Source organism: Ruegeria sp. CF4 (genome assembly GCF_056537345.1).
The window spans coordinates 209,263-235,059 of record NZ_JBQFRJ010000003.1 but is presented as its reverse complement, the minus strand read 5'-3'; the positions used below and the strand labels follow the sequence as shown (position 1 = coordinate 235,059).

The window sequence follows — 25,797 nt, the reverse complement described above, 5'->3', positions numbered from 1 at the left end:
AATCCGTCACTTTTTATAGCTGGTTTGAACGCAATTGGAAATCGCAAATAATGAAGGCATCTGGCAATGCATAGCGCGCAGAAACAAATGATAACAACTGGTTATGCTGGCCTGCCATTTGGCGAGATTTCGCAATGCGATGCAGGATCTGTCGGGCTTTTGGGTGTTCCAAGCGAAGTCGATAGCGGGCCACGTTCCGGCGCCTCCTTGGCACCGGATGCGCTGCGCAAGATGACCGGACAGCTTGGAACTAGCCTGCCTGTAAATGGTCGGGATCTGGGTAATCTGGACCTGTCGGGCGATTGGTCCGGCGTATTGAAACAGCTTGTGGCGCAAATGGTGGATCGCGGCATTGTGCCCGTCGTTCTGGGTGGCGCGTCTGATGTCGCCTCTGCTGTACTGGGGGCCTTGCCTGATCTGCCGGTTGTCGCGGCCATGCCACTGGCTCGGCGTGATCTTACAGAACGACCATCAAACACGATTTGGGTGGGTTTGAATGGCGGGCAACCTGCCGATGTTTGGGATCAGATCGCTCAGCGCACGATGGATTGGCGTACCGCCCGGTGGTTGGATGAAGGGCACGCAGACTTTTCTGACACGCCCGAGCGCGCTGTTCTCTGGATCGACATATCGGTCGTTGATCTGGGGCATGCAGCCGGTGCTATCGGCCTTAACCCAGGCGGAATGAAACCCGAAACCTTGGTTTCTGTCATTGGGGCAATGTCCTGCCGCTGGCAGGCGATTGTGATCACTGGCCTTGCGCCTGCCCGCGACACGCGTGGCATGTCGGAATTGGCGGCCATTGAAACCCTGAACGCGGCTTTGCGTCATGGGTGATGCGGCGCAAATACAGTTTGACGGGATCCCCAGTTTTCTGGGCATGCCTGTTGGCGATCTGGAAGACCTCGTGCCTGGGCAAGTCGCGGTAGCAGGATATTTTTGTGACAATCTCGACCGACCAGCAGCAGAGCAACGCTACCTCGCAAGGCAATTACGATACGCCTCCCAACCCGGAAAGGCCCCCGCGAATGCCATTGACCTAGGGGACGTGAATGTATTTCCGCTTGAGCCGGATAAGCATTTTTCTGCAGTTGTCTCGCAATGCGAGGCGGTTCTGAAAACCGGCGCGCGGATGGTGCTGGTTGGCGGAGATTCCAGCGGACTGAAGGCGCTTGGAATCGCGACACAAAAAGTCACAGGTGCTGATGTTCCTGTCATTCAGGTCACAGGGGGCGTTGCAGGCCAATTGTCTCACGCTCAACCGGTCATCCTTTCTGTGGATTTACAAGAGCTTGCGGGCAAATGGGTGTCGCACCCACGTCGCCTGACCGGGATGTCACCTGCACAGATGATCGCGCAAATTGACACTACCCCAGGCAATGTCACCGCCGCAGCAGTTTTCGGACTTGCCCCGGCATTAGACGATCGTGGCAGAACGGAATCCTGCGCCGCGCTGGCGATCTTGCAGGCAGTGACTGAGCGTCTAGAGAAAGGAGCTGGCTGATGCCTTTACGATCGGCCCCATTGCCGCGCATGGCAGGGCAACTGTCGTTTATGCGCGCACAAACCAAAGCAATTGAAGATGTCAGGCCCGGTGATCTGGCAGTGCTGGGCGTCCCGTTTGAAGACACCAGCGCGCCGCATGCCGGGCAGTCCCTGGCGCCGCGTGCGTTGCGCGAAACCTCGGTCTATTTCGGTTGGCACGCAAACCCACAATTCAGTCACCCGGTAGATGTCGATGCACGTCAGGACATCAGTACCGACGGTCTGCACGAGCGGCTCTGTGACCTCGGAGATATAGCGGCAGGATCTGAGGACGCGATCCACGCGGCATTGAAGGCCGCGACGCGTCAGATCAGCCGCAATGGTGCCTGCGCCATAATATTGGGTGGGTCAGATTGCCTGTCCAAGACAGTGCAGAGCGAGCTGCCTGAGTGTCAGACTGTGCAGCTTGGCGGTACGCCAGATGATGCGCGCGACTTTCATGTATCGCCCCTGCCAAACGGGGGTGGCACGACCTGCAGCCAAAACACTGCCGCGCAGCTTGCCGCGTTTTCCAGGTGGCGGGATGTATCAAAGCCGCTGTTTGTGCAGTTTGATCTGTCCGTGTTTGAAACATCGCTCAGCGCGCTTTGTGATCGGCCCCGTTTGGGAGGCTGCGACCTTGATACAGTGGTGCAATGGCTCAGCGCCCTGGGACAGCACGAGGTCAGTGCCATCATGTTGACCGGTCTGAACCCGAGCAGGCCCGGAATGGGTGTGGTGAAGGTTGGCCAACGACTGATGGTCACGGCTCTTTTGGCATTCATCTATGCGCGCCTCGGTTTTGGGATTGACCGACCGGTGCGCCCAATTCCCAAGGAAAATGTACTGACATGACTGCAGCTAATACCACATTTCACCCGCCTCTGTCACAACCGGGATATCGGCTGTTTGATGGGCCTTTGCGCGACGTGGCCGAGGTCGGTCCCGATAAGATCGGCGTGGTCGGCATGCCGAGCGACTGGACACATTCCAGCCGCCTTGGCACAAGGTTCGGCCCCGAAGCATTGCGCAGGGCGACAAGTCTTCTGCAATCTTTGCGTCCGCAGGGAGCCAGCTTTGATCCCGATACAAGCCGCCGTACTGTGCCTGCAACCGATTGGCTGATCGATTGCGGCGACGCAGAGATCACAGCGCAGGACGTTGACGCAACAACCGAAGCCATCGCTGCAATGACCGAAACGCTGACCGTTGCAGGGGCAATCCCACTGGCACTGGGTGGTGATCACTATAACAGCTTCCCGGCCTGTCTGGGCTATTCCCGTGGGCTGACCAAACGTTCGCCAAACGCGCGCTTCGGATATATCCAAATCGATGGTCATCTCGATTTCTCCGACCGGCTGGGGGCGTGGGGCAGCCACAACCATGCAACCAACGCGCGCCGGATTTCCGAACTGCCCAACATCGATGTCTCCAATATGGTCTGGATCGGCATCACGGGCTGGGTCGATGGCGGCGATCTCGCGCTCATTGAAGAGCAGGGCGGACGGGTATTTTCATCTGGCGAGGTGCAAAAACTCGGCGCGGCCGAGGTGATGCGTCAGGCCCTTGCGCATGCCATGCAGGGGTGCGACGAGCTATATCTGTCGATTGACATTGATGCGATGGACGCCGGCTACCTTCCCGGCACGGGTTCCATCGTGCACAGCGGCATTACACCGCGTCAGTACTACGACCTGCTGGATGGATTGGCCGAGGCCCCCTTGGGCGGGTTGGATATTGTCGAGGTCTCACCTCCGCTTGATCCTTCAGAACGCACGGAGTTCCTGGCGGCGGAAATGCTGTTCCGGGTCCTGCGGCGCTTCCGCACGCGACCGGTGTAAGAGCTATGATGAAATATATCGGAACCCGGCAATTGGGTGGGCTATCACATGCAGGACAGATCCTTGCCCCGGCAACCCGGCCCTGGATCACGGATCTTGCAGCGCTTTGCCCCTACGAGGGTCTGCAACCCGGTAACCTCCCGGAATTTGAACGTGACCCGGATTGGGACAACTGGGCGCTCACTGACAGCCCCAAAGACCCGACCAAACGCCTGAACTGGCATGTGTTTCAACAGGGAGGCACCCGGTATCTGGTGGCCGACCGGATGCTAATGAGCCGCGTTAGCTGGCAGGATCTGGACGATGCCGGGTATGTCTATGGCACAGAGGTGTCCATCGATGGCACTACGTTTCGATGCCGGTTGCTGACCGGTGGTGATACGCCCCGAAATGACCCCTATCAGGGTGCGACTGGGCCCAATGAATGGGATGCGTTGGTGGGCGGTGCCGCCGTGTCAAACGCGCCCCAACCGGACCCAGCCAATGGTGCAGCCCCGCTTCGCCCGGATCACCTGACCTCACCTCATAACCGTTTGTGGAATTGGTTCGGGGCGGTCAGCTGGACCGCCGAACCTGTCGCCAACCGTGCCGATGGGCGGGTATGCCGGGGCTATCACGGCCCGACCTATTTTTATGTGAACACTGTAGACCACCGGCATGAAGATATCGGGTGGCGACCAGTTCTTGAGGAAGTACTATGACCGCAGATCCCTTTTCCAACTATATCGCCGGAACATGGGCCGCTGGCAGTGGTGCAGTTCCAAACATCAACCCATCTGACCTGAACGACACAATCGGGGATTATGCGCAGGCCAGTGCCGCGCAGACTGCCGATGCGATCGAGGCCGCGGCTGCCGCTTTTCCGAAATGGCGCGCAACATCGCCACTGGTCCGGTTCGAAGTGCTGGACCGGATCGGGTCGGAAATCCTCGCCCGTGTGGACGAGCTGGGCGACATGCTGGCCCGCGAAGAGGGCAAAACCCTACCTGAGGCCAAGGCCGAAGCACATCGCGCCGGGCATTTGTTCAAATACTTCGCGGCCGAAGCCTATCGTGCCACCGGCGACGCTTACCAATCACTGCGCGAAGGTGTGTCGCTTAAGGTTCTGCGCGAACCCATTGGCGTCGTGGGCGTAATCACGCCCTGGAATTTCCCGCTGGCGATCCCGGCATGGAAAATTGCGCCCGCTCTGGCCTATGGCAATACGGTCGTGTTCAAACCTGCCGAACTGGTGCCCGGTTCTGCGTGGATGTTGTCCGACATCATTGCCCGTGCGGGGCTGCCCGAGGGTGTGTTCAACCTTGTGATGGGCAAAGGCCGTGAGGTCGGGGAGGCAATCGTGTTACACCCCAAGGTTTCCGGGGTCACGTTCACCGGCTCCACACCAGTCGGTCGCAATATGGGGGCTGCGCTGTTCGCCCGCGGGGCAAAAATGCAGCTTGAAATGGGGGGCAAGAACCCGCTGGTTGTGCTGGATGACGCGGATCTGGATCTGGCAGTTCACTGCGCCATACAGGGCAGTTTCTTCTCAACTGGCCAACGCTGCACAGCGTCTTCGCGGCTGATTGTTGAAGACGGAATTCATGATCAATTTGTCAGCGCGATGACCGCGGCGATGAAAAAGCTTCGGATCGGGGATGCGCGTGCGCCTGACACCGATATTGGCCCGGTTGCGAGCGCCGACCAATTGCGGATTGACCTTGATTATATTGCGAGAGGGCAGGCCGAAGGCGCGGAGCTCATCAGCGGTGACCAAATTACTCTGAACACGCCGGGGCACTATTTGGAGCCAGCCTTGTTCGTGGGGGCCGAGCCGCAAATGGATATCTCTCGGCATGAAATTTTCGGGCCAATCGCCGCTGTGTTGCGCGTGCCGGACTATGAGGCCGCCCTTGCCAGCGCCAACGACTGTGAGTTCGGCCTGTCAGCGGGCATCATCTCGCGGGATGCGGCCAAGATCGACCATTTCTCGCAGAACGCCGAGGCAGGCATGGTACAAGTCAATCTTCCCACGGCAGGCATGGATTTTCACGCGCCATTCACGGGCCGAAAAGGATCATCCTATGGCGCGCCGGAAAAAGGCAGCTATTGCCGCGAGTTTTTCACAGTAGCCAAGGTTGTACACGAGGGGCGCGGACAATGACGCAGGCACCTTTGAAGGGCATTCGCATTCTTGATCTGACCAATGTGCTGGCCGGTCCGTTCTGCTGTCATCAGCTGGCCCATATGGGGGCCGACGTGATCAAGGTCGAAACCCCGGGCACCGGTGATCTTGCGCGCCAGCTGGGGGCTGATCCCGCGCGCAACGCCGACCTTATGGGCGTTTCCTTTCTGGCGCAAAATCCGGGCAAACGGTCGATCACCTTGAACCTGAAATCGGCATCCGGAAAACGCATCCTGAAGGAGCTGGTGCAAAAGGCCGATGCCCTAGTCGAAAACTTCCGCCCCGGGGTGATGGCGCGCTTGAACCTTGACTATGAGACGCTCCGTCAGGAAAACCCGCGCCTTGTTTATTGTGCGATCTCCGGATTCGGCCAAGATGGCCCGCTGGCGAAACTGCCCGCTTATGACCAGATCGTGCAGGGGATGAGCGGCGTGATGTCGATCACCGGCGATGCCGACACCGCGCCCTACCGGGTGGGCTACCCGATGGCCGACACCATCGGAGGGATGACGGCCGCCTTCGCCGTCGCCGCTGCGCTTGCTAACAAGGCCGAAGACCGCGGCACGTTCATTGACGTCTCGATGCTCGAGGCCGTCATTGCGACAATGGGCTGGGTGGTGTCAAACCATCTGATCGCCGGGAAGGCACCCACTCCAAACGGCAACGATAATTTCACCGCCAGCCCATCCGGCACCTTCAGAACCGCCGATGGCGTGATGAATATCGCCGCCAACAAGCAAGAACAGTTCGAGGCCCTGTGCGGGATCCTCGACAACCCGGCCCTTGCGCAGGACCCACGCTTTGCCGACCGAAAGAACCGACTGGCCAATCGGCCCGCCCTGACCGCCGAACTGGAAGCGGCCTTTGCCACGGCCCCCACCCATGAGTGGGTCGACAAGCTGACAGCACAGGGCGTTCCCGCAGGGCCTGTCTGGTCGGTGCCTGAGGCGTTGACGCATCCGCAGCTTGCCGATCGGGGCCTGCTGCAAACCCACCGTATAGGATCTGAGGATCTGCAACTGGTCGGGATCGGCGCCAAGCTTGATGGCACGGCCCCTGGTGTCGATTCGCCGCCCCCGACCTTGGGTGCACATACAGCCGATATCCTGAGCGAACTTGGCTATAACAATGCCCAGATCTCGGACCTGAAAAAGGAAGACGCGATATGACGGCCCCCTCAGAACGCAAAGAGGTCGATGACATGCGCCACTGGTGGCGCACCGCAATCATCGACATGGCTCCAGGGCGGATCGCCTTTCGCGGCCACCCGATCCAGGACCTTATAGGTTCTGTTAGCTTTGCTCAGATGATCTGGCTCATGGTGCGGGGCGATATGCCCACGCCAGAACAGGCGGCGCTTTTCGAATGTGCGCTGGTGGCGGGCGTGGATCATGGTCCGCAAGCGCCTTCGATTGCCGCCGCCCGTATGGCCGCGACCTGCGGGCTGGGGCTCAACAACGTCATGGCAACCGGGGTCAATATGCTGGGTGACGTGCATGGCGGCGCCGGTGAACAATGCGCAGAACTTTATTTCGACATCGCCAAACGGATCGATGACGGCGCTGAACATGAAAGTGCCGTCCGCGACGGTATCGCCGCCTGGCGTGAGGAAAATGGCAAAATTGTCTCGGGCTTTGGCCACCGCTTCCACAAGCCCGTCGATCCCCGCGCACCAAGGTTGATGGCGTTGGTACGCGAGGCCGCGAAGTCCGGTACGGTGGATGGGCGGTTTGCCGACATTGGCGAGGCTATTCAGGCGGAAATCGGACGCAAGCGCGGCACTGAGATCGCAATGAATATCGATGGGGCCACGGCTGTTATCTTTTGCGAGCTGGGCTTTCCGCCCCCACTCTCTCGTGGTCTGTTCTGTCTCTCCCGCTCGGTAGGCGTCTTGTCTCATGGCTGGGAACAGATGCAGCAGGGCGGCCGGAACAAAGGGCCAATGCCACCGCGCTATCTGCCGGAATACATTGGTGTTAAATCGGAGAGCTAAACCGACGAAACCTCTTAAGGCCGGAGCTATCGTTTGCGGCTGCATCAGCGGCATCTATTTCAAAACACTGGAAAAATATGACGCAATTGAGGTTATGGCCTGTGCCAGACTCGCACCGCAGATCGAGGGGTATTTGTCAGATATCAAAAGTCGCGCAATCCCGATGAACATCGATGGCGCGACCGCCGCAGTTTACGTCGAGCTTGGCTTTAAAGCCTCACTCGCGAGTGGACTGTTCTGCCTTTCTAGGTCAGTGGGCATCCTGGCACACGCCTGGGAGCAGACCCAACAAGGCGGTCGTAACAAAGGTCCATTACCTAAAGATCGTCTTTGGACATATCTCACCCCAAGTGAGAAATGATACGAATTTCACACTTGTTCTGACGTCAGCGAAGAGCAATCAAGCGGCCATTGGTGCAAGCGCCGCGAACTTGCACTTTGTCCGGATAGTGTTGAAAAAGTCGACGTTGGAACTGCCGATGAGCGATGGCAAAAGCCGCTTGGGATGTTCCTCTCAGCCTGTTGGTTCTGGTTGCGGGGCTAGTTTTGCGAGTTTCCTTAGGTTTTGAGCTGTGGCTGCGAGTTGGAACTGCTCATATGCACCTTTGGGTCCTCGAAGTCGCATCATCGGCACGCCGATGTATCGCTTCAGGTGGGCAAACAGCATCTCGACTTTCCGTCTTTGAATGAACGAGGTCATGTAGGCGTCTGTTTTTCGGATATCGCGGGCGGCGTCGCGTGCTGCTTCGTGGACGGAGCGAAGCACGTTTCGAGCTGGCTGTTTTGGACAGCAATTTGCCTTCAATGGGCATGCGTCGCAGTCGTGCTTTGACGCTCGATATTTGATGAACCCGTCTTTGCCGCCGTTCGGCTTTCGCGGTTTGGAGAAGTTCCGGCGATATGTTCGCAGCTCCTTGTTGCCAGGGCATGAGTAGCTGTCGGTCGCGGGGTCGTAGATGAAGTCTTCGCGTGAGAATGTGCCGTCCGTCCGTTTGGATTTATCCCAGACCGGGATGTGCGGGGCGATGCCGCGTTCTTCGACCAGCCAGCCCAGCATCTCTGCCGATCCGTAGCCTGTATCGCCAACCAACTTGTCTGGCGTCATGTCAAAGCGATCCGTGATGCGGTCGATCATCCGTCGCGCGGCAAAGGCCTCCGCGGTTCGGATCGGTACGGATGGTTCCACATCCACGATGACTGCATTGTCCAAATCCACCATGTAGTTGGTGGAATATGCAAAGAATGCGGCCCCTCCATCGGCGCCTGTCCAGCGCGCCGCAGGGTCCACCGGCGAGATGTATTTGGGGACGACTTTGGTGGACGCGCCGAATGCGGCGTCATCCAGCGTTTCGAGATATTCCTCAACCACGCGGGTGGTCAGTTCGGGGGGCAGACCTTCCTTGCTTTCAATCCCGCGTGTCTGGTTGGCATTCGCCGGGATCAGGCTGGCATCGACACCAAAACTCTCGCCGCCAACCAAACCCTCATCAATACAGCGTCTCAGAACGGTTTCGAAGAGATGTCGGAACAAACCGCTCTCCCGGAAACGCCCATGCCGGTTCTTCGAGAAAGTTGAATGGTCAGGCACCGGGTCAGTCAGGTCGAGCCTGCAAAACCATCTGTACGCCAGATTGACATGCACCTCTTCGCAAAGGCGGCGCTCGGACCTGATGCCTTGGCAGTAGCCCAACAACAGCATCCGGATCATCAACTCAGGGTCAATCGAAGGACGACCATGCGCGCTATAAGACGGTGCCAGAAGCGGTCGAACGTCTGACAGGTCAAGGAAACGATCAATGCCGCGTAGAGAGTGATCGGCAGGAACAAACTCGTCAATCGAGAACTCATAAAACAGCGCACCCTGCGCCACCTGCCTCGGTCCCATCATTGCTAAGTCCTCCACTCTCAAAACGAGTGAATCAGCGCCAGACCAACCAATCAACCGACTTTTTCAACACTATCTCCGCATTGCAGACCTTGATGTGGCGTGCGGCGAAGGTCCGCTGAGCGGAGAGGCTGTGTGGAAACGGGCTAGGTTCGTGCAGCTTTCCCCGGGGTTGGGTGTTGGAGCGTATTTTTTCGATTTGTCCTCTTTGATCTTTCAGATTTGGCCAGAGTGCCGTTTCTGAGGCCATCGGGACGATTTAGCTTCTTCGGGATGCTGTTTTTTGGCCAAGGAGGCGCCTTTTAGGCTTTCATCGCGGCAACCAAAGCCGGGATGCCGATGATCTTCATGACACGGGTCAAGTTGTAGGCAAGAACGTGCAGGGCCATCTCCGTGGCAACGTTTTTCAACCGTCTCATCTTGAAGTGTGTAGCTCCCATCCACGATTTTATCGTGCCGTAGGGGTGCTCGACGGTCATGCTGCGAACAGCCAGTTGGGTGGGGTCCTGGTCCAGCCGATGCTGTACGCGTTCCAGCACGTCTTCATGTTCCCACCTGCGAATGCGGCGCTGTTTGCTAGTGGTGCACTTGTCCTTGATGACACAGCTTTCGCAATTGCTCGACCAGTAGACCCTGATAGCTTTGCCGTCCTGTGGCCCCGTGAACCGGTAGCTCAGTTGCTCGCCAGCGGGGCAGATATAAACGTCGTTCTCCGCATCATAGGCAAAGTCGGCTTTGTCGAACTGGCCCCGGGCTCCGGCATTCGAGGTTTGAGGCTTGGGAACGACGACAGAGATACCGGCTTCTTCGCAAGCAAGGATTTCCTCGCTCTTGTAATACCCCTTGTCGGCTATGGCCTCGATCCGATCCAAGGCCATCGCATCGCGCGCAGCCGCCGCCATCATCGACAAGGCATCCCTGTCATATCCATGCATGGTGACTTCATGCGCGACGATCAGGTGGTTCTCGGCTTCAACCGCCGTCTGTACGTTGTAGCCAACGACGCGGGGCATGCGGGGCGTTGTGGCCATGGATCGCGCGTCAGGATCGCTCAGAGACACCTGCGTTTCGCCGGTTTCATCCATGCGTCTCTCGATTGATCTGTAGCGCGCCGCTTCCTTTTGCAGATGTTCCAGCTTTCTCAGCGTGCGTTCCATTCGTGCCGCGGGCAACACGGTGCCGGTCTGTTCAAACACCTCGTCCGCGCGATCCAGTTCACCCAGATAGCGCTCAATGGCCTTGTCGATCTCACCCAGCTTCTGGCGCAGCTTGCCGCGCGTGTAGTTCTTGGCCTTGGCATTCACCGCCTTGAACCGGCTGCCATCGATGGCGACCAGGTTTCCATCCAGCAGATTGATGTCACGGCATAGAGCGACGAACTGTTGGCATACCTTGCGGATCGCCGGACCGTTATCCTTGCGGAAGTCGGCAATCGTCTTGAAGTCGGGCTTCAATCGGCCCGTCAGCCAAATGAGTTCCAGGTTGCGGCCGCACTCCCGCTCTAGCCGCCGCGAAGACTGAATTTGGTTCAAGTATCCGTAGAGATAGACCCGCAGCATAAGTCCAGGATGATAACCAGGCCGACCGGTCGCGGCTGGTGAGGTTTGGAAACCCAAATCCGCCAAGCTGAGCATATCGATGAATGCATCAATCGCTCGGACGGCGCTGTCTTCGTCAACATAATCGTCCAGACATTCGGGCAACAACATCGCCTGATGTCGATCCACGCCTTCGATAAACTGCCCCATGGAATGCCTCCACATCCAATGCCGAAAGCATACCATCTCTCCGGCAACAGCGGGAGTTTTCACACAGCCTCCGGACAAAGCTGACCTACGTACAGTTTTGGTGCATGGCTGCTCTCAGAGACTTCATTGAAAACACTTTTTTGCTAACACAGAAAAAAATGACGCCAGATGCCCATTTCGCCCGGCGCCCAAGCCAAATTATCAGTCGGAAATATTCTCCACATCTCCAAGCATCCAGCCAGTTTCCATCCAGCCCGGCGTCGGGCTGTAAAGACGGAAGAGCAGGAAGTAGCTTTCTGTCGTCGGGATCCAGTTGCTTTCTTTGCCCTCCGGCGCTTCGGGGCCGAAATAGATGTCATAAGAACCATCATCATTGACCTGCATCGTGTCTTCATTTCGCGACGACAAACCGACAGGATCAACATTGCGGATAAAGCTCTTCGTCTCCATTGAGTAAACAATGACTGACCACAGGTTGTCCGCAGGCGTATCCGCAGGAACGTTCAGCTTGTAGGTCTTGTTATGGTCGTACATCTCGCCGTCGCTGTCGCGCAGACCCGTAAGGTAGAAGGTTCCGCCACCCAGTTGTTTGGGCAGGTATGTGATCCAGAAATAGGTACCACCAGCCCGGTCATCGACCAAAACCTCGGTGTCTGTCTCATACGGGAAACCTGCCTGTGGTTGCCCTTCTGCAAAATCCCAGACCAACCACTGGTTCTTGAGCGAGCCATCCTCGTTCTTCCACAACGGGATAGTTGCAAGGCCAGGCTCGACAAAATACCGCTGCATAGAGGCATAGGCCAGAACCAAACCTTCGTTCATCGCCTTCATCTGACGCTCCGTCGGCTCGAACGGCTTGCCCTTTTCGATGCCCAGATCCTTCAGGAAATTGATCATGATCTTGTCCTGCGGACGGATCGGGTTGTTCTGAACATAGTCGTTCAGATCCTGAAAGTAGGTCTCGTTGTAATAGGGCAGTGAGTCATAAGGCACTTCAGATGCCTCGTGATAAGTAGTCGGAGGCGGGTTGTCGGCCTCGGACAGGTAGTAGATTTTGATGGTCTGGGCATATTCCGCCGCATCAAGATCCGTGGCCCCGTTGTAAAGGCGTGGACGAAAGGAGAAGCCGGATTCAAAGGTGTCCGTCTCAAACGGGAAGTAGCCAGCAGCTTCCAGCTCTTCCAAGGACTTCTCGTTATATCCCGGGGGCAGCAGCAAGTATTTGCCGCCCTTACCCTTGTCGAACCCATCTGGCCCAACATCAGCAATAGGCTGATCCCATGCATTTACGATAGACCCGAAATAGTCGACCTTGTCGTTGGCTGCAGGAACCTCGATCACCAGCGGACCGGGCGCGGACGTCATTGAAGCCCATGAATAGGCCGTCACGTCGTTGGCGGTTAAGAAACCATGTCTGGAATCAAATGGTTTGTTCAAATAGACAACATCATTGTAATCGCCGCCGAGGTCGCGCCTGATCCCTTTCAGGAAGTCAATCATACCCGCCGCTGGCATTCCCCAAAGGGCAGTCTGCGTCGCACGCTGAACCATGATCTGATATTCGATATCTTCGACCTGTGCAGATCTCGCAAGAATATCACCTGTATCATCAAATGTCTGTTGAGCGTTGACACTCGGGACCACGGCGCCAGAGCCCAGTAGACCGGCAAGGGCCGCAGAACGTACAAAGGTTTTTATTGGCTTGAACACGGTTGTGTCTCCTCAGATTAGGGGGCGCAGAACCCCAAAAGAATTGGGTATCACCGGCATTCCTTTCCGATAGGGATTGCCAGGTGGATTCTCATATTGTCGAATTAGTTTTCGAACACCTCGAGCAAAATCTTACCACCAGCCCCCGTCGGGGCCTTGATCCCCAGATATGCAGCAATGGTAGGGGCAAGATCGACGGTTTCGACGCGGCGAACCACACGCTGAGCTTCGATGTTTGGGCCAGAAACGATGATGGGCACATAAGAGTCATACGGCCAGGGCGCACCGTGCGAGCCGGCGACAATCAGTCCATCCAGATCGGCAACGAACCAGTGCGGTTCAAAAACGATATAGATATCGCCGGACCGATCAGGGTGGAAATTCGCCTCGACCGCCCGGTTTACAAGTGTATCGCCGACCAGTCCGTTGCGCAGTTCGGTTGCGCCGACAGCAAAGGCAATCCCTCGGATCTTTACCAGCTCTTCGGCAACAGCACGCTCAACTTCCAGCTCATTCAACCCGCGCTCTCTGATCAGTTCCTTGTTCAGGTACAGATAAGGCTGTGAGAAGTTTGCGATCAGTTCCTTGGAAACACCAAATTGTTCCTTCAGCCGGTTAAAGCCCGGTTCTCTATCAATTGCGTTAAAATCGAAATACTCCGCTTCAATCCCGATTTCGGCCAAGGAACCCGGAGTTTCCGACGCGCCGTGATCCGCAGACAAAACGATCAGCACATTATCCAGACCAATCGTCTCATCAACATAGGTCAGGAAAGCGCCCAGTTCCTTGTCGAGATGTTTCAGATTGTCCTCGGATTCAAGGCTGGAGGGGCCAAAGATATGGCCCACGTAATCCGTCGAAGACAGGCTGACTGCCAGATAGTCGGGCACATCATCCTGACCGATGTCTTCCGCTTCGATCAGGGCCTTGGCAAAGTCCAACGTCAGCGCGTCCCCCGCTGGGCTGATTGTCAGCAATGTTGTGTAATAATCTCCGTCAGCCGGTCCAAACGAATGGGGGAAAACACGGCCGAACTCGCCCATGATGGTTTCCCATTCCTGATTGTCCCGGTTCGCAAAGAGATAGTTTTCTTCTGGCAACAGCAGGTTCCAGTCGCGGAACTCATAAGAGCGGACCTTCCCGGAATCGTTCCACTCTTCGACCCAATCAGGATAATCTTCCCGGTAGTAGGTGGAGGTTACAAAGCCATAGTCAGATTTCGAAAACCAATAGGCCTGCCCCGCATGCCCTGCCATCGAAATCGCGCCGCGGTCCTTGACCGACACACCAAAGATCTTGGCCTCTGGCCCGTAATGCAGCGCGATTTCGTCGCTGATGGTCGAGGTAATAATCGAGCGCGGCGACCGGCCATCGGTGGTGGCTGCACGTTGCGTCGGGTCGATCTCGCTGTCCTTGTCAACGCCACTGGCACCAACAAGCGGGTAATCGGCATCCTGCACGTTATAGAATTGCTGCCCGGTCACCCGATCAAACCAAAGATTGGCCACCATACCATGCACCGAGGGGTCCGCCCCGGTTGCGAGTGTCGTGTGGCCGACGATGGTTTCCGTGTTCGCGTGGCGATGATGGGCATCTGCATAGTGAACGCCCTCGTTAATCAGCCGAAAGAAGCCATCTTCGCCCATACCCTTGCTGTAGCGTTGAATCAGATCACCGCGAAGCTGGTCAACCGTAAGCTGAAGTATGAGCTTGGGCGCCTCCTGTGCAAGAGCAGGTGCCGTAATGGTCATCGAAAGAGTTATTAACCAGAACCGCAACATGACTTTTCCTCCTGATGGTTCACGCGCGCTACGTTGCGCAGTTAAAGTTCGCCCACCTTGTAGTTGATAGCGCATTCATGCTGAATGCGAGTGTCATTTCACGACAGGTTTCGCAGGAGCTCGATTTGTCACTGCCGCCCATGATCGCCGCCAAAGCTCTTGGCCCCATGCCAGACTTTGTTCTGGAGCAATTTGGCGCGCGCACTCTTGGAAAGGCCCTTGCTGCCTCTGCCCTTACCCAAGAGTTAATTGATCACAAGAAGGGCTATCTGCCGGAAATGTCCTTCGCGAACTTTGTTGCCAGGATCTGTCAGGAAGTTGGCGGCAAGAATGTTGGTCTGATGTGGGCACCCAACCTAACCGTTCGGGACTATGGCTTATGGGGCGAATACGTCCTCTCGGCACCGACTTTAGGACAAGCATTACAACGGGCAGGTTCGATAATGCCGCTGCACTCTTCTGCCGACCGAACCACACTTCGGTATAATGGAAACCTTGCTTGCTATGGGTACAGGTTTGGTCTGCGCCAGCATCACGTGTATCCAGAGATTGCTTATTCAGCACTTGGTTCCATGCTCAGCATCTTTCGCCACTATCTTGGGCGTAAGTGGACTCCGAGTGCAATCAAATGCGATTTTCCGAAACCGAGAGTTGCCGATGATGCAGAAATCACATTCGGCTGCCAGGTGAGCTGGAACACAGGACGTCTGGAAATCTGCTTCCCAAAAGTTGACATGGCGACGTCTTCAGGGCCGTGTCCGGGGAAACCGATCACAGTTTACGATCTACATCGCGAAATCGCACCAATTGCGCCTAAAAGCTACGCGGACGTTGTCATTGCCGTTTTGAGGCAGCATCTCGATTCCCAAAAAGTGTCGCTGGACCGCACGGCACTGGCGCTCGACATAGGACCTCGCACTCTACAACGCCGGCTGCTTGCCGAGGGGGAGAGCTTTCGGTCGGTGGTGAACCGAGCCAAAGTTGACCGAGCGAAAGAAATACTGGCTACCAAACAGTTCACCGTTCAAGAAGCCGCCTTTGAGCTCGGGTACGAAAACCCTCAGAATTTTTCCCGTGCTTTCAAAAATCAAACCGGCATCACGCCGAGTCAGTATTCGAGGGTCAAGGGAAACTGAGCCAGCTTAGAGAAGAAAAATCTGTTCATTTCTTCTCAGCTATAAAGCGCAAAAGGATGTTCGCGGGTCGTTTCATCAGCTCTATCTAACCACTGCCAGACATGCTGCCCGAAGCCGGCTATTCAGCAATTCCTGCCATTTGTGCAAATTGCAGCATCTGTCGTACTAGGCTCTTTCGAGCTCTTCGCTGCATTCTACATGAAGTTCCGGTTTATCCGCATACGCACCCAGCAAAGAAATCGCAGACGTGTGGTGAATTGCTGCAGAACGAATCTAAGATTCCCACTGCAGACCCTCGAACCACGCCAACATTTGCAGTTAGATCAAAGCGAATGTCCGGCGCTGCGGTGGCTATCTCTCGCGTCTAGCTCTCGGTCAACCGCTTCTCGGCGTCTTTCGCTAGTTTCCAGCTGGTCTCTAACCCCGCCTGCAGCGTCGCGTAATTCTGCTCCTCGCGCAGCAAGTCGGCCAATGTGGTGACGGACGTGAGATGTGATTTCATCAATAGCGCCACGCAATGCGCCAAGCCATTCACCTTGCTTTCGATCCTGCTGGTCGAGCGCTTCTCCAAGGCGTGCAATTCCTTGGCTGAACTCTCGCAGGCCGTCACCAACCGCTCGACGGATGCGAGCAATTCGCGTTCCAATGCTGTCAGGGTCTGTGTCATCTAGGGTTCCTTGATCTCGATACAGATGACCGGCGTCCCGGCCATGGTGCAGGTCTTCAATTCGGTCCGGTCGGGGTCCAGCGTCACCCATGTCTGCCCAGCCTGTTCGATCCGTGTCAGGCCAAGCCTCGTCATCTCCGAGCGCGTGATCAAACCCGTCCAAAACCAACTCGCGATCAGCACTGTCGCGATCCAGGATGAGACCATCACCACGATCACCCAGGGTGAGATCGTCAACCAGCGCCTGATCGTCTCGCTCCGCCTCTCCAACTCGCTCCTGCTGTCGCTCAGAAAGAACCTGATATCGGTCTCGATTGTATGCAGCGCGCTGGTCGCAATGCTGCTGAAATCGCTCCTGAAGCTCTCCAGTTGAGATGCCATCAAGGCGGCGTGGTCGCTGCGTACTGTCTCCAGGTCCGCGTTCAATTTCTCGGCGAGGCGGTTCGGCTTGCCAGTCGTCATGGAAAATCTCTCCTTTCAAACGCCAGCGCTCGCCGGTGTCAGGGTCTTTGGCGGTGATGTAATTCTTGCTGGCACGGGGGATATCAAAGCCTGCATCGGCCAAAGCATCGATCATGCTGGCGCGGTCGGTGATGGTGCCGACGCTGATCTGATCGAGGATCCAATCGTGCAGCGCTTCGCGACCTTGCGCGCGCGTCGGCGCTTCAATCGTCGCCCTCACTTCGCGAGTGCGATCTGGCTCCAAAGGGTCTGCCCAACCGTGCGTCTTGTTCATCAAATCACGCAGGCTGGAAAAGGCGTTTTCATGGCCTGGCGGTGCGATGTTCAACGCCTTGCCCGTGCTCAGCTCAAGGCGTGGCGTGCAGAAGTGCAGCTCGACATTGCCTTCATGCGAGTGGCGCACCCAGAGACAATCGTATTGATCCCTGTCCAGCCCAGCAAAGGCCAGAGCCTCAAATAGCTCAATGGCCTCTTGCTGGGCGGCGGGACTGGGATCGTCGCTGTCGGCAAAGCTGATCACACCTGCCGTGTAGCTCCATTTGTTGGAGCTCGCATCGATAAGGTCGCGGGTTTGGTCGGGGTTACCGTGCAGCACCTCAGGCAACGGGTCGCGGATCTTGGTTTGCGGTTTACTGGTGTCGTCGCGGATGAGGTGGCGGTTCTCGTCATAGGCAAGAACTTCACGCGCTGTCAGGTAGTCGACGGGTGCGGCTCCGCCGCCTGTGCCGGTGGAAAAGAACGAGATGATCATTCGCCACCGCCCGTGTGTGCCGCCACGATCTGCGCCATCTGCCGTTCGATGGCCACTAGCTGCACCGCGACCTTGAGCGCGTCGATCTGGCTCGCGCGGCCGGATTTGACCGCGCCGTTGATCCAGCGGGAGAGCTGATTGAGGTTGCCGCCGACGCGGGCAATCGCAAAAGTCAGCTTCGGGTCAACTCGCGGGACGGGCTTGCGCCGACGTGCCTCGGTTAGCCCCAAGGCCTCACGCATCAGCGTGGCATTGGGCAGGCCAGCCGCGCGCGCCTTGGCCACAAGCGCTGCCTTTTCCGACGGTGTGCATCGAAAGATCACGCTCTCGGAAAGGCCCTCTTTGACGCCGCTTGCGTGCGTCTGGTTGGGGTTTGAAGGGGAGGCTTGCCGCCCCTCACAAGACCCGCCGATGTAATCGGTGGGTAACCTTGCTCTCTGCTCTTTGTGGGGGTCTGTCGCACTCATGCTCTGAGCCCCGCCGCTTCGATTTCAGCTGAGCTGACTAGGTTCGCGGCTAGCAAAGCGGTCACTTGGCCGGGTGTTATGTGGCGGCAAAGGGGATGCTTGTCCGTGACCCAGTCGGCCAAACCTTTCAGCAATTCCACCTCTTTGGCTTTGCCCGCTTCTCGCGCCTCCTCAACCTCCTGAAGGTATTTCAACCAACGGCCAGAGGAGAACCAATTGTCGGAGAAGCACACCTTGGAGCGGGTGAAGCCTTCGCTCTCGGTCGCATAGGTCCGCACGGCGTCCTCGAGGTCTTTGGCGTCCACTCCGTCGGCCAGCGCTTGGCGGATCTGCGAGTTACAAACCGCTTTGCCGCGAACGCGATCCTCGGGATAGGCGGACAAAATCTTTTCTGAAACCTCATCCTCCACCGCTACCTTCGCGTGCGAAGGATTTGGTTTTTGATATGGTTTATATCTGTTCTTATAGGATTTGCCCTCTGGGGCAGATGGCTTGCCCTCAGGGGCAAATGCATCATTTTCCCTTTCGGTCGGATCGATTTGCCCATTTGGGCAAATGGAGTTGCCCAGGGCATACCAACAGGTCCGGTCATAGCGATCATCGCTGAAATTGCCCTTGATGATCAGCTCTGCACTGACCAGCTTTTCGAGCGCTGTTCGGATCTGCTTTTCGCTCAGATAGGGGAACAACTCACTAAAGGCCGAGATCGAATTGTAAGTCCAATACCGCCCGTCTCGATGGTTGCGGCGATTGGCTTGGTTCTTCTCGATCCAGAAGGTGATGTTCTGGAAAATCACCGCCGCGTTCAGGCCAACACGTCCCGCGATTTCGGGATCAAAGCTATGGCGGCTCATGATTGGCCCCCGAAATACGCACAAACGTGCGAATTTTGTACAGGTTTTGTACGAGAAATCGGTCGTTTCAGTCGATTACGGCCCGAAAGCTGACGGGACTTTTTGCAGTCTTCCGCACAACGTCCTGTAAATAAGCCATATTTTTCAGGTGGTTTTGGCGACCCCGGCAGGATTCGAACCTGCAACCTGCCCCTTAGGAGGGGGCTGCTCTATCCAGTTGAGCCACGGGGCCGCGCGACGTTTTCTGTAGCGGGGTTTTTTTGGATTGTCATGGGCTTTGCACAAGTGTTGAACAGATTGCCCTGTTCACGCTACCATCGGCGAAACAACAATGCAGGTATCCCGGTGACAACAGAAACTAAACGCCCGCTTACCCTTCGTGATGTGTCAGAAGCGTCCGGAGTGTCTGAAATGACGGTCAGCCGGGTGCTGCGCAATCGAGGGGATGTCTCGGACGCCACCAGAACCCGTGTTCTGGCCGCCGCGAAAGAGCTTGGGTATGTGCCCAACAAGATCGCAGGCGCGCTGGCGTCCAGCCGGGTGAATCTGGTGGCGGTGATCATCCCGTCTCTGTCCAACATGGTCTTCCCAGAGGTGCTGACTGGTATAAATCAAGTGCTGGAGGATACCGAGCTGCAGCCAGTGGTCGGCGTCACCGACTATCTGCCCGAGAAGGAAGAGAAAGTACTGTACGAGATGCTCTCGTGGCGGCCTTCGGGCGTGATCATTGCCGGGCTGGAGCACACCGAAGCCGCGCGCGCCATGCTGGATTCGGCCGGCATTCCGGTGGTCGAGATCATGGACACCGATGGCAAGCCCGTAGACGCGATGGTGGGGATTTCGCATCGACGCGCCGGGCGCGAAATGGCGCAGGCGATCCTGAAGGCCGGATATGAGCATATCGGCTTTATGGGCACCAAGATGCCTCTGGACCACCGCGCCCGGAAACGGTTCGAGGGTTTCACCGAGGTTCTGGGCAAGCACGGGGTCGAGATCGAAGATCGCGAGTTCTACTCGGGTGGCTCGGCGTTGGCCAAGGGGCGCGAGATGACGCAAGCCATGCTGGAACGCTCACCCGAATTGGATTTTCTGTATTATTCCAACGACATGATCGGCGCAGGCGGGCTGCTGTATCTGCTGGATCAGGGGATAGATGTTCCTGGTCAGATCGGCCTTGCCGGTTTCAACAATGTGGAGCTGTTGCAGGGTCTGCCGCGCAAGCTGGCCACTATGGATGCCTGCCGGACCGAGATCGGGCGTACCGCTGCCCAGATCATCGCGGCAAAGCTGGCTGATCCGGAGGCAGAGGTCGAAACCCGCGTCACCCTGACCCCCAAGATCAGCTATGGTGATACGCTGAAACGGCGCTAAGACGTCATGGCGCTGCAACGACTGGACAATCGGGCGGCGCGTGCCCTGTTCATGGACCGCCATGCGCTGCTGGAGCAACCCGCAGGCGGCTCCAAGGGCGAGGATTTGTTGCAACTGATCCATCGGTTAGGGTTCGTTCAGTTGGATAGCATCAACACCGTCGCCCGCGCCCATGACATGATCCTATATGCGCGCAGACCCAGCTATCGCGCGCGTCACCTCAAGCGGCTTTATGAACGCGACCGGGCGTTGTTCGAGCATTGGACACATGACGCCGCGGTGATTCCGATGGAGTTTTATCGTCATTGGCATCTGAGATTTCTGCGCGATGCCGACATGCTGAAAGCGCGTTGGAAGAACTGGCGGCGCGACGGGTTTGAGCAGAAGTTCGAAACGGTCCTGCAACATATCCGCGATCATGGCCCGGTTGGGTCCTCTGATGTTGGAAAGGACGAGAAAAAGGGCTCGGGCGGTTGGTGGGACTGGCATCCGTCCAAGACCGCGCTGGAATATCTTTGGCGGTCGGGCGCACTGACGGTTGTGGGCCGGGACGGGTTTCAGAAACGCTATGACCTGACCGAGCGCGTGATCGACACTCATCTCTGCCCCGGAGGCTCATGCGATGCCGAAGCCACGGTGGATTGGTTGTGCAACGCAGCACTCGACCGATTGGGATTCGCGACATCCGGTGAGCTGGCAGCCTTTTGGGATACGGTCAGCGCCGCCGAGGCCAAAACATGGTGTGAACAGGCTCTAACACAGGGTCATATCGAGGAAATAGCTATCACTTGCGCAGACGGGAATGCGCGGAAGGTTTTTGCACGCCCCGGCCTTTGCGATGAAGCCGCTGCTTTGGAGCCTGCCCCTGGTCGGATCCGGGTGCTCAGCCCGTTTGATCCAATGTTGCGCGACCGGAACCGCGCCGAGCGGCTATTCGGTTTTCATTACCGGATCGAGGTTTTCGTACCCGAGCCCAAACGCGTCTACGGTTATTACGTATTTCCGTTGCTGGAGGGCGACCGGCTGATTGGGCGGGTCGACATGAAGGCGCAGCGGGATCGGGACCTGCTGCATGTCCGGGCAGTGTGGCCCGAGCGCAAGCTGCGCTGGTCAGATGCGCGCACCCGACGGCTGCAGGCCGAGCTGGACCGGGTACGCCGATTTGCAGCGCTCGGGGATGTGGAATTTGCGGAGAACTGGCTGAAAGACCCTAAATAGGGTCTATTTAGTCCAGAAAACCCTGCTGCTTGATCAATTGTTGAAGTTCCGACAGCGAAACCTCAACCGATCGGCCCGAGGTATCCATCTGAGCATCCGCACGACCATAAAGCGCCTCACGGCTGGCCAGGATACACTTCAACTGTTCCATCGCTTCCGGGTTTCCTGCCATGGGGCGTTCATCGCCCTGCGCACGTACCCGATCCATATGCTCGGACGGTGAGGTGCGCAGCCAGACCGTATGAAACCGATTGAGCAGGTTCGTATAGGTCGCGGGTTCGGACACGATCCCTCCGGCCACTGCCAGAACCAGCCTGTCATATGAGTTGATCACCCTGTCCAGCGCCTGCGCTTCGAGGTTGCGATACCCATCCTGACCGAAAAAGGCCATGACCTCGGGCAAAGGCATGCCTGCCATCTCTTCGATCCTGGTCGTCAACTCGACAAAGGGCAGGTCGAGTTCAGCCCCCAACAACGCACCCAAAGTCGACTTTCCAGCCCCTCGCAACCCGATCAGGCAGATCCGTTGCGCCTGTGCGTTCCAGTCTGGTTGCGGGCGCAAGGCCTTCATTACGACTTCTTTGACGTCGTCGCTGGCTTCGCGATACAGCTCGGTCATCTGCAACGCGTCCGAATCCCAAGGATCATCCTCTCCGACCAGCCATTCGACCTTGTAGTCCAGGGCCTTGGCAACGCGCTGCAACAATCCGATTGAGATATTGCCCTCGCCCGCTTCAAGCTGCGCAAGATAGCGGGGCGAAACTTCGGAGCTTTCGGACAGAACCCGGCGCGGAATGCCACGCATCTGCCGCGCGCGCCTGACACGAGCGCCGACGCGGGCGCTCAGATCCTGGGGGTCGGTCTCATTTTCCGCATTTGGCGGCGTGGAGGCATCCATTCCGGTCAAACCGTTTGTGTAATATAATGCACAGGCTACGACGCGATATCCAAACGGGCAACGATTTTGGTAAATTCACCGGCCCTTGAGCAAATTTTATCAGAGAATTTCATCCGAGGTTTATTCCGAAAACCCTTGAATAGAGCCTTTTTTACATGCCTTGGCTACGGGTCCAGATCATACAACTCACCCAGCAGGTCCAGCAGCATCTCGTGCCGGTCTTCACCCAAAAGCTTGCGCATATGTGCCGCCTGTTCGAGGATTGCGGTCAGATTGGCCTGGATAATCGCCAGCCCTTCGTCGCTGATTTCAACAATCTGGCGGCGACGATCCTTAAGGTCCTGGCGCCTGACGATCAGCTTCTTATCTTCCAGCTTCTTCAGAATCCGGGTCAGGCTGGGCAACAACAGACAAGCCCGCTCCGCGATCAGAGTAGGCTCTTGCGGGCCTTCTTCCTGCAAGACGCGCAACACACGCCATTGCTGTTCCGTCACGCCTGCATGGGCCAGAACCCCACGAATGGGCCCCATTACCTTTTCCCGCGCACGAAGCAGCGCAATCGGCAAGGAACGAGAAGTCAGGGGTAAGTCGTCAGCCATAAGGAATTTTGGCGCAATTTCAGATATTTCGCAAGGGATCGCCGACTATGACCAATCATGTGGTCTGGACTTTACTTAACTTGTTTAGTATATGAACGTTGAAACGCTGACAGAAGAACATCCGAAGGGGATCATGATGAAGTGGAATGAATTCTCCGACTGGGGCAAGAAGGTTGCTGAATGGACGCAGGATTATCACCTGACGGTCGGAGACAAGCCCGTGCGCGCCCGGACCGAGCCCGGCGATATCCTGAACGCTCTGCCTGCTCATCCGCCCGAGAATAGTGAGCCGGTCGAGGATATCTTTCGCGATTTCGAAGACATCGTGATGCCCGGCATCACCCATTGGCAACATCCCCGGTTCTTCGCCTACTTCAACTCGAACGCCTCGGCCCCATCGGTTCTGGCCGAGTTCCTAGCCAGCGCCATCGCGCCGCAATGCATGCTGTGGCAGACCTCGCCCGCCGCGACCGAGATGGAAACGCGGATGATGGAGTGGCTGCGCGAGGCGCTGGACCTGCCGGAAGGGTTTGCTGGGGTCATTCAGGATTCGGCATCATCCGCGACGCTGGCCGCTGTGCTGACCATGCGCGAGAAGGCGATGAATTGGCAGGGCAACAGCCAGGGTCTGTTTAGTCAAAAACCACTGCGCATTTATTGTTCGTCCGAGGTCCATACCTCAATCGACCGCGCCATCTGGGTTGCCGGGATCGGACAGGATAATCTGGTGCGCATCCCGGTTCAGGGAGATTGGCGCGGCATGGATCCCGAGGCGTTGGATGCAATGATTCAGTCTGATTTAGAGTCTGGATTTCAGCCAACAGGCGTCATTCTGTCCGTGGGCGGCACTAGTATCGGGGGCACCGACCCGGTCGAGCGTTGCCTGAAGGTGGCGCAGAAACATGGGCTTTATTCCCATGTCGATGCGGCCTGGGCAGGCTCGGCGATGATTTGCCCTGAATACCGCCATTACTGGGAGGGCGTCGAACAGGCCGACAGTATCGTGTTCAATCCGCACAAGTGGTTGGGTGTTCAGTTCGATTGCTGCGCGCATTTCCTGAAAAACCCCGATGATCTGGTGCGCACATTGGCAATCAGCCCTGAATTCCTGAAAACCCATGGCAAGGACGGGATCATCAACTATTCGGAATGGTCCGTGCCACTGGGCCGACGGTTTCGGGCGCTGAAGCTGTGGTTCGTCATTCGGACCTATGGGCTGGAAGGGCTGCGCGCACGGCTGCGCAATCACGTCAACTGGTCTGTGGCGCTGCATGACCGGCTGGCAGCAGAACCGGATTTTCGGATCGTGACGCCGCCGATGTGGTCACTGTGGACCTTCCAATATGCACCACAAGGGGCAACCGATCTGGACGATCTGAACCTGCGACTGGTGAATGCAATCAATGATGACGGGCGGATCTACCTGACCCAGACCCGTGTGGACGGCGATCTGGTCATCCGCTTTCAGGCCGGCCAGTTCGAAACCACCGAGCAGGACGTGATGATGGCCTATGACGTCATCACCGAGGTCGCGCGCGGGCTTTAAGCCCGCATGTCGGCTGCGGCCTGGGCATAGCCGCCCGAGGCTCCGTCAACGAAATGAACATGATCGTCGCGCATGGCCGAGGGCACAAAGCAGGTCATCATCGCCTCTTGCTGGGCATGCAGACCGTATCGGATTTTGCCCTGCGCTTGCGCGTCTTCCAGCATCCGGGTGATCTGCTCCAACGTGGCCGGGTCACAATCCAGCGTCATCTTCAGCCCGTCATCGAACTTGCGGAAATCGGCGTTGCGGCTCACCATCTCTTTGTAGTGGTTGGGTTCGAACTGCCCCAATCGCATGCCAGTTTTGAACAGCAGCCCGATCATCATATTCCCAATCGTCAGCCGTATCTTCTGCAACAACAAATTGCGCCCGGCGCGTGAGACATGGGCATCGATATCGACACCGGGCGGAGGGAAACTCATTGGTGGTCCCTTGGGGGGAACCGGGTGTCCGGCGCGCTCCAACCCTTCGGCGAGGGATAAAACGGATTGGGTGAGGGCGGCGAAATCTGCCTCATTAGACTCTAATGTGGGTTGAATAACGACTGAAACGATCTGCCCATGCCGCGCCGGGCTATTGGACCATCGGCAGGACAGGCCGGTCAGGTCAGGCGAGGCATCTGGCCCCGCTGGTTGAATGGCGAAGTGCCCGGATTTCATCTGTGCCTCGGCCCAGGCCAGACCACCGCCCGAGAACATCGCATAATCGACACCGGTCGAGGGTGCATAGCGGGCCACGCGCAGATCGCGCCCAGCGGTGCGAAGATCGGCAACAGCGACCAGCGCCGTACGCAGTGTGATGGCGAATTCAGCCTCAGCCCAGCTTTGCAATGCTGCCAGTGTTACCCGCGCGGTTTCGGCATCCTCACCCGGCACGGCGAACCCGGCCCCATCGCCACCGAAGACATATGGAAAGACACGACCGTCCAGTGCATTGATCATGCCTGAAATCACCGCGGCCCCAACCATGTTGACGGTCTTGTACCGGCCCCGCGCGATCTCGCCGGTCGAATCCACGATGTCGGCAACGCCCAGAAACCAGGTGTCGGGCACCGGTGTGAACCGCGCGGGATCGCTGAGGCTCAGGAAACTTTCTGAAATGGGAACTGAATCATAAAATACAGGGTCTGAGGGGGCCATGGTGCTCTCTGAAAATCTTAAAGCTGATCTGAACATAGCCCAA

The 25,797-nt window shown here is 57.3% G+C and carries 23 protein-coding genes and 1 tRNA gene; 13 read left to right on the top strand and 11 right to left on the bottom strand.

The genetic code is table 11. From position 1 onward, the window contains the following. Positions 1-87: 87 nt before the first annotated feature. Genes ACR0NF_RS10010 through ACR0NF_RS09970 form a run of 9 tightly spaced genes read left to right on the top strand, consistent with a single transcriptional unit; the run spans position 88 to position 7,883 of the window. On the top strand, positions 88-837 hold the full coding sequence (locus ACR0NF_RS10010; protein WP_170361244.1) for an arginase family protein: 750 nt from the start codon (positions 88-90) through the stop codon (positions 835-837). Then, entirely contained in the window at positions 830-1,504 is a 675-nt protein-coding gene (locus tag ACR0NF_RS10005; protein WP_170361242.1) for an arginase family protein, read from the top strand. Before ACR0NF_RS10010 ends, ACR0NF_RS10005 begins: the two co-directional genes overlap by 8 nt. After that, positions 1,504-2,379, top strand: a complete 876-nt coding sequence (locus ACR0NF_RS10000; protein WP_170782105.1) for an arginase family protein — start codon at positions 1,504-1,506, stop codon at positions 2,377-2,379. Before ACR0NF_RS10005 ends, ACR0NF_RS10000 begins: the two co-directional genes overlap by 1 nt. Continuing rightward, complete coding sequence (locus ACR0NF_RS09995) at positions 2,376-3,365, top strand: agmatinase family protein (RefSeq protein WP_171186054.1); 990 nt, start codon at positions 2,376-2,378, stop codon at positions 3,363-3,365. Before ACR0NF_RS10000 ends, ACR0NF_RS09995 begins: the two co-directional genes overlap by 4 nt. An 8-nt stretch (positions 3,366-3,373) precedes the next feature. Further along, complete coding sequence (locus ACR0NF_RS09990; RefSeq protein WP_170361236.1) at positions 3,374-4,066, top strand: hypothetical protein; 693 nt, start codon at positions 3,374-3,376, stop codon at positions 4,064-4,066. Beyond that, positions 4,063-5,508, top strand: coding sequence for an aldehyde dehydrogenase family protein (locus tag ACR0NF_RS09985; RefSeq protein ID WP_170361234.1), 1,446 nt, complete (start codon positions 4,063-4,065; stop codon positions 5,506-5,508). Before ACR0NF_RS09990 ends, ACR0NF_RS09985 begins: the two co-directional genes overlap by 4 nt. Continuing rightward, on the top strand, positions 5,505-6,698 hold the full coding sequence (locus tag ACR0NF_RS09980) for a CaiB/BaiF CoA transferase family protein (RefSeq protein WP_170361232.1): 1,194 nt from the start codon (positions 5,505-5,507) through the stop codon (positions 6,696-6,698). The genes ACR0NF_RS09985 and ACR0NF_RS09980 overlap by 4 nt, the downstream gene beginning before the upstream one ends. Further along, positions 6,695-7,522, top strand: a complete 828-nt coding sequence (locus ACR0NF_RS09975; RefSeq protein WP_170361230.1) for a citryl-CoA lyase — start codon at positions 6,695-6,697, stop codon at positions 7,520-7,522. Before ACR0NF_RS09980 ends, ACR0NF_RS09975 begins: the two co-directional genes overlap by 4 nt. Continuing rightward, on the top strand, positions 7,503-7,883 hold the full coding sequence (locus ACR0NF_RS09970; protein ID WP_437438583.1) for a citrate/2-methylcitrate synthase: 381 nt from the start codon (positions 7,503-7,505) through the stop codon (positions 7,881-7,883). The genes ACR0NF_RS09975 and ACR0NF_RS09970 overlap by 20 nt, the downstream gene beginning before the upstream one ends. Positions 7,884-8,036: 153 nt before the next feature. Here ACR0NF_RS09970 and ACR0NF_RS09965 read toward each other — a convergent pair whose 3' ends face one another. From ACR0NF_RS09965 to ACR0NF_RS09950, 4 genes are all read right to left on the bottom strand, one after another. After that, the gene (locus ACR0NF_RS09965) at positions 8,037-9,410 is read right to left on the bottom strand and encodes a transposase (RefSeq protein WP_170361228.1); all 1,374 of its coding nucleotides are present in this window, start codon (positions 9,408-9,410) and stop codon (positions 8,037-8,039) included. Between the two features lie 299 nt (positions 9,411-9,709). Then, on the bottom strand, positions 9,710-11,155 hold the full coding sequence (locus ACR0NF_RS09960) for an IS1182 family transposase (RefSeq protein WP_170361226.1): 1,446 nt from the start codon (positions 11,153-11,155) through the stop codon (positions 9,710-9,712). Positions 11,156-11,356: 201 nt separating this feature from the next. Then, on the bottom strand, positions 11,357-12,865 hold the full coding sequence (locus ACR0NF_RS09955) for a DUF1214 domain-containing protein (protein WP_216602361.1): 1,509 nt from the start codon (positions 12,863-12,865) through the stop codon (positions 11,357-11,359). Positions 12,866-12,969: 104 nt separating this feature from the next. Further along, the gene (locus tag ACR0NF_RS09950) at positions 12,970-14,646 is read right to left on the bottom strand and encodes an alkaline phosphatase family protein (RefSeq protein WP_170361224.1); all 1,677 of its coding nucleotides are present in this window, start codon (positions 14,644-14,646) and stop codon (positions 12,970-12,972) included. Between the two features lie 14 nt (positions 14,647-14,660). Between ACR0NF_RS09950 and ACR0NF_RS09945 the strand changes: the two genes are divergently transcribed. Beyond that, positions 14,661-15,782, top strand: a complete 1,122-nt coding sequence (locus ACR0NF_RS09945) for a helix-turn-helix transcriptional regulator (RefSeq protein ID WP_170361222.1) — start codon at positions 14,661-14,663, stop codon at positions 15,780-15,782. A 323-nt stretch (positions 15,783-16,105) separates the two neighbouring features. On the opposite strand, the gene ACR0NF_RS09940 is transcribed toward ACR0NF_RS09945, so the two are convergent. The 4 genes from ACR0NF_RS09940 to ACR0NF_RS09925 all read right to left on the bottom strand — a co-directional run bounded on the left by ACR0NF_RS09940 (position 16,106) and on the right by ACR0NF_RS09925 (position 19,215). Further along, positions 16,106-17,662 carry a relaxase family protein gene (locus ACR0NF_RS09940; RefSeq protein WP_170361220.1) on the bottom strand — a complete coding sequence of 519 codons (1,557 nt, stop codon included), beginning with the start codon at positions 17,660-17,662 and terminating at the stop codon, positions 16,106-16,108. Then, on the bottom strand, positions 17,659-18,129 hold the full coding sequence (locus ACR0NF_RS09935) for a plasmid mobilization protein (RefSeq protein WP_226689051.1): 471 nt from the start codon (positions 18,127-18,129) through the stop codon (positions 17,659-17,661). Before ACR0NF_RS09935 ends, ACR0NF_RS09940 begins: the two co-directional genes overlap by 4 nt. Beyond that, positions 18,126-18,983, bottom strand: a complete 858-nt coding sequence (locus tag ACR0NF_RS09930; protein WP_170361218.1) for a hypothetical protein — start codon at positions 18,981-18,983, stop codon at positions 18,126-18,128. The genes ACR0NF_RS09935 and ACR0NF_RS09930 overlap by 4 nt, the downstream gene beginning before the upstream one ends. Positions 18,984-19,138: 155 nt before the next feature. Further along, a tRNA-Arg gene (locus ACR0NF_RS09925) sits at positions 19,139-19,215 on the bottom strand. Between the two features lie 38 nt (positions 19,216-19,253). On the opposite strand from ACR0NF_RS09925, the gene ACR0NF_RS09920 reads away from it, so the two are divergent. Together ACR0NF_RS09920 and ACR0NF_RS09915 are read left to right on the top strand one after the other, a co-directional pair. After that, positions 19,254-20,354, top strand: coding sequence for a LacI family DNA-binding transcriptional regulator (locus tag ACR0NF_RS09920; protein WP_480471410.1), 1,101 nt, complete (start codon positions 19,254-19,256; stop codon positions 20,352-20,354). A 6-nt stretch (positions 20,355-20,360) separates the two neighbouring features. Further along, the gene (locus ACR0NF_RS09915; protein ID WP_480667755.1) at positions 20,361-21,572 is read left to right on the top strand and encodes a winged helix-turn-helix domain-containing protein; all 1,212 of its coding nucleotides are present in this window, start codon (positions 20,361-20,363) and stop codon (positions 21,570-21,572) included. A gap of 7 nt (positions 21,573-21,579) precedes the next feature. Here ACR0NF_RS09915 and ACR0NF_RS09910 read toward each other — a convergent pair whose 3' ends face one another. Then, complete coding sequence (locus tag ACR0NF_RS09910) at positions 21,580-22,470, bottom strand: helix-turn-helix transcriptional regulator (protein WP_480471408.1); 891 nt, start codon at positions 22,468-22,470, stop codon at positions 21,580-21,582. Between the two features lie 164 nt (positions 22,471-22,634). Beyond that, on the bottom strand, positions 22,635-23,069 hold the full coding sequence (gene hpaR / locus ACR0NF_RS09905; protein ID WP_480471407.1) for a homoprotocatechuate degradation operon regulator HpaR: 435 nt from the start codon (positions 23,067-23,069) through the stop codon (positions 22,635-22,637). A 136-nt stretch (positions 23,070-23,205) separates the two neighbouring features. Between hpaR and ACR0NF_RS09900 the strand changes: the two genes are divergently transcribed. Then, positions 23,206-24,615, top strand: coding sequence for a pyridoxal phosphate-dependent decarboxylase family protein (locus tag ACR0NF_RS09900; RefSeq protein ID WP_480778177.1), 1,410 nt, complete (start codon positions 23,206-23,208; stop codon positions 24,613-24,615). Here the strand turns inward: ACR0NF_RS09900 and ACR0NF_RS09895 are convergent. Continuing rightward, a complete protein-coding gene (locus ACR0NF_RS09895; protein ID WP_480778176.1) occupies positions 24,612-25,754 on the bottom strand; it encodes a DUF3095 domain-containing protein in 1,143 nt (380 codons plus the stop codon). The genes ACR0NF_RS09900 and ACR0NF_RS09895 overlap by 4 nt on opposite strands. Between the last annotated feature and the right edge of the window lie 43 nt (positions 25,755-25,797).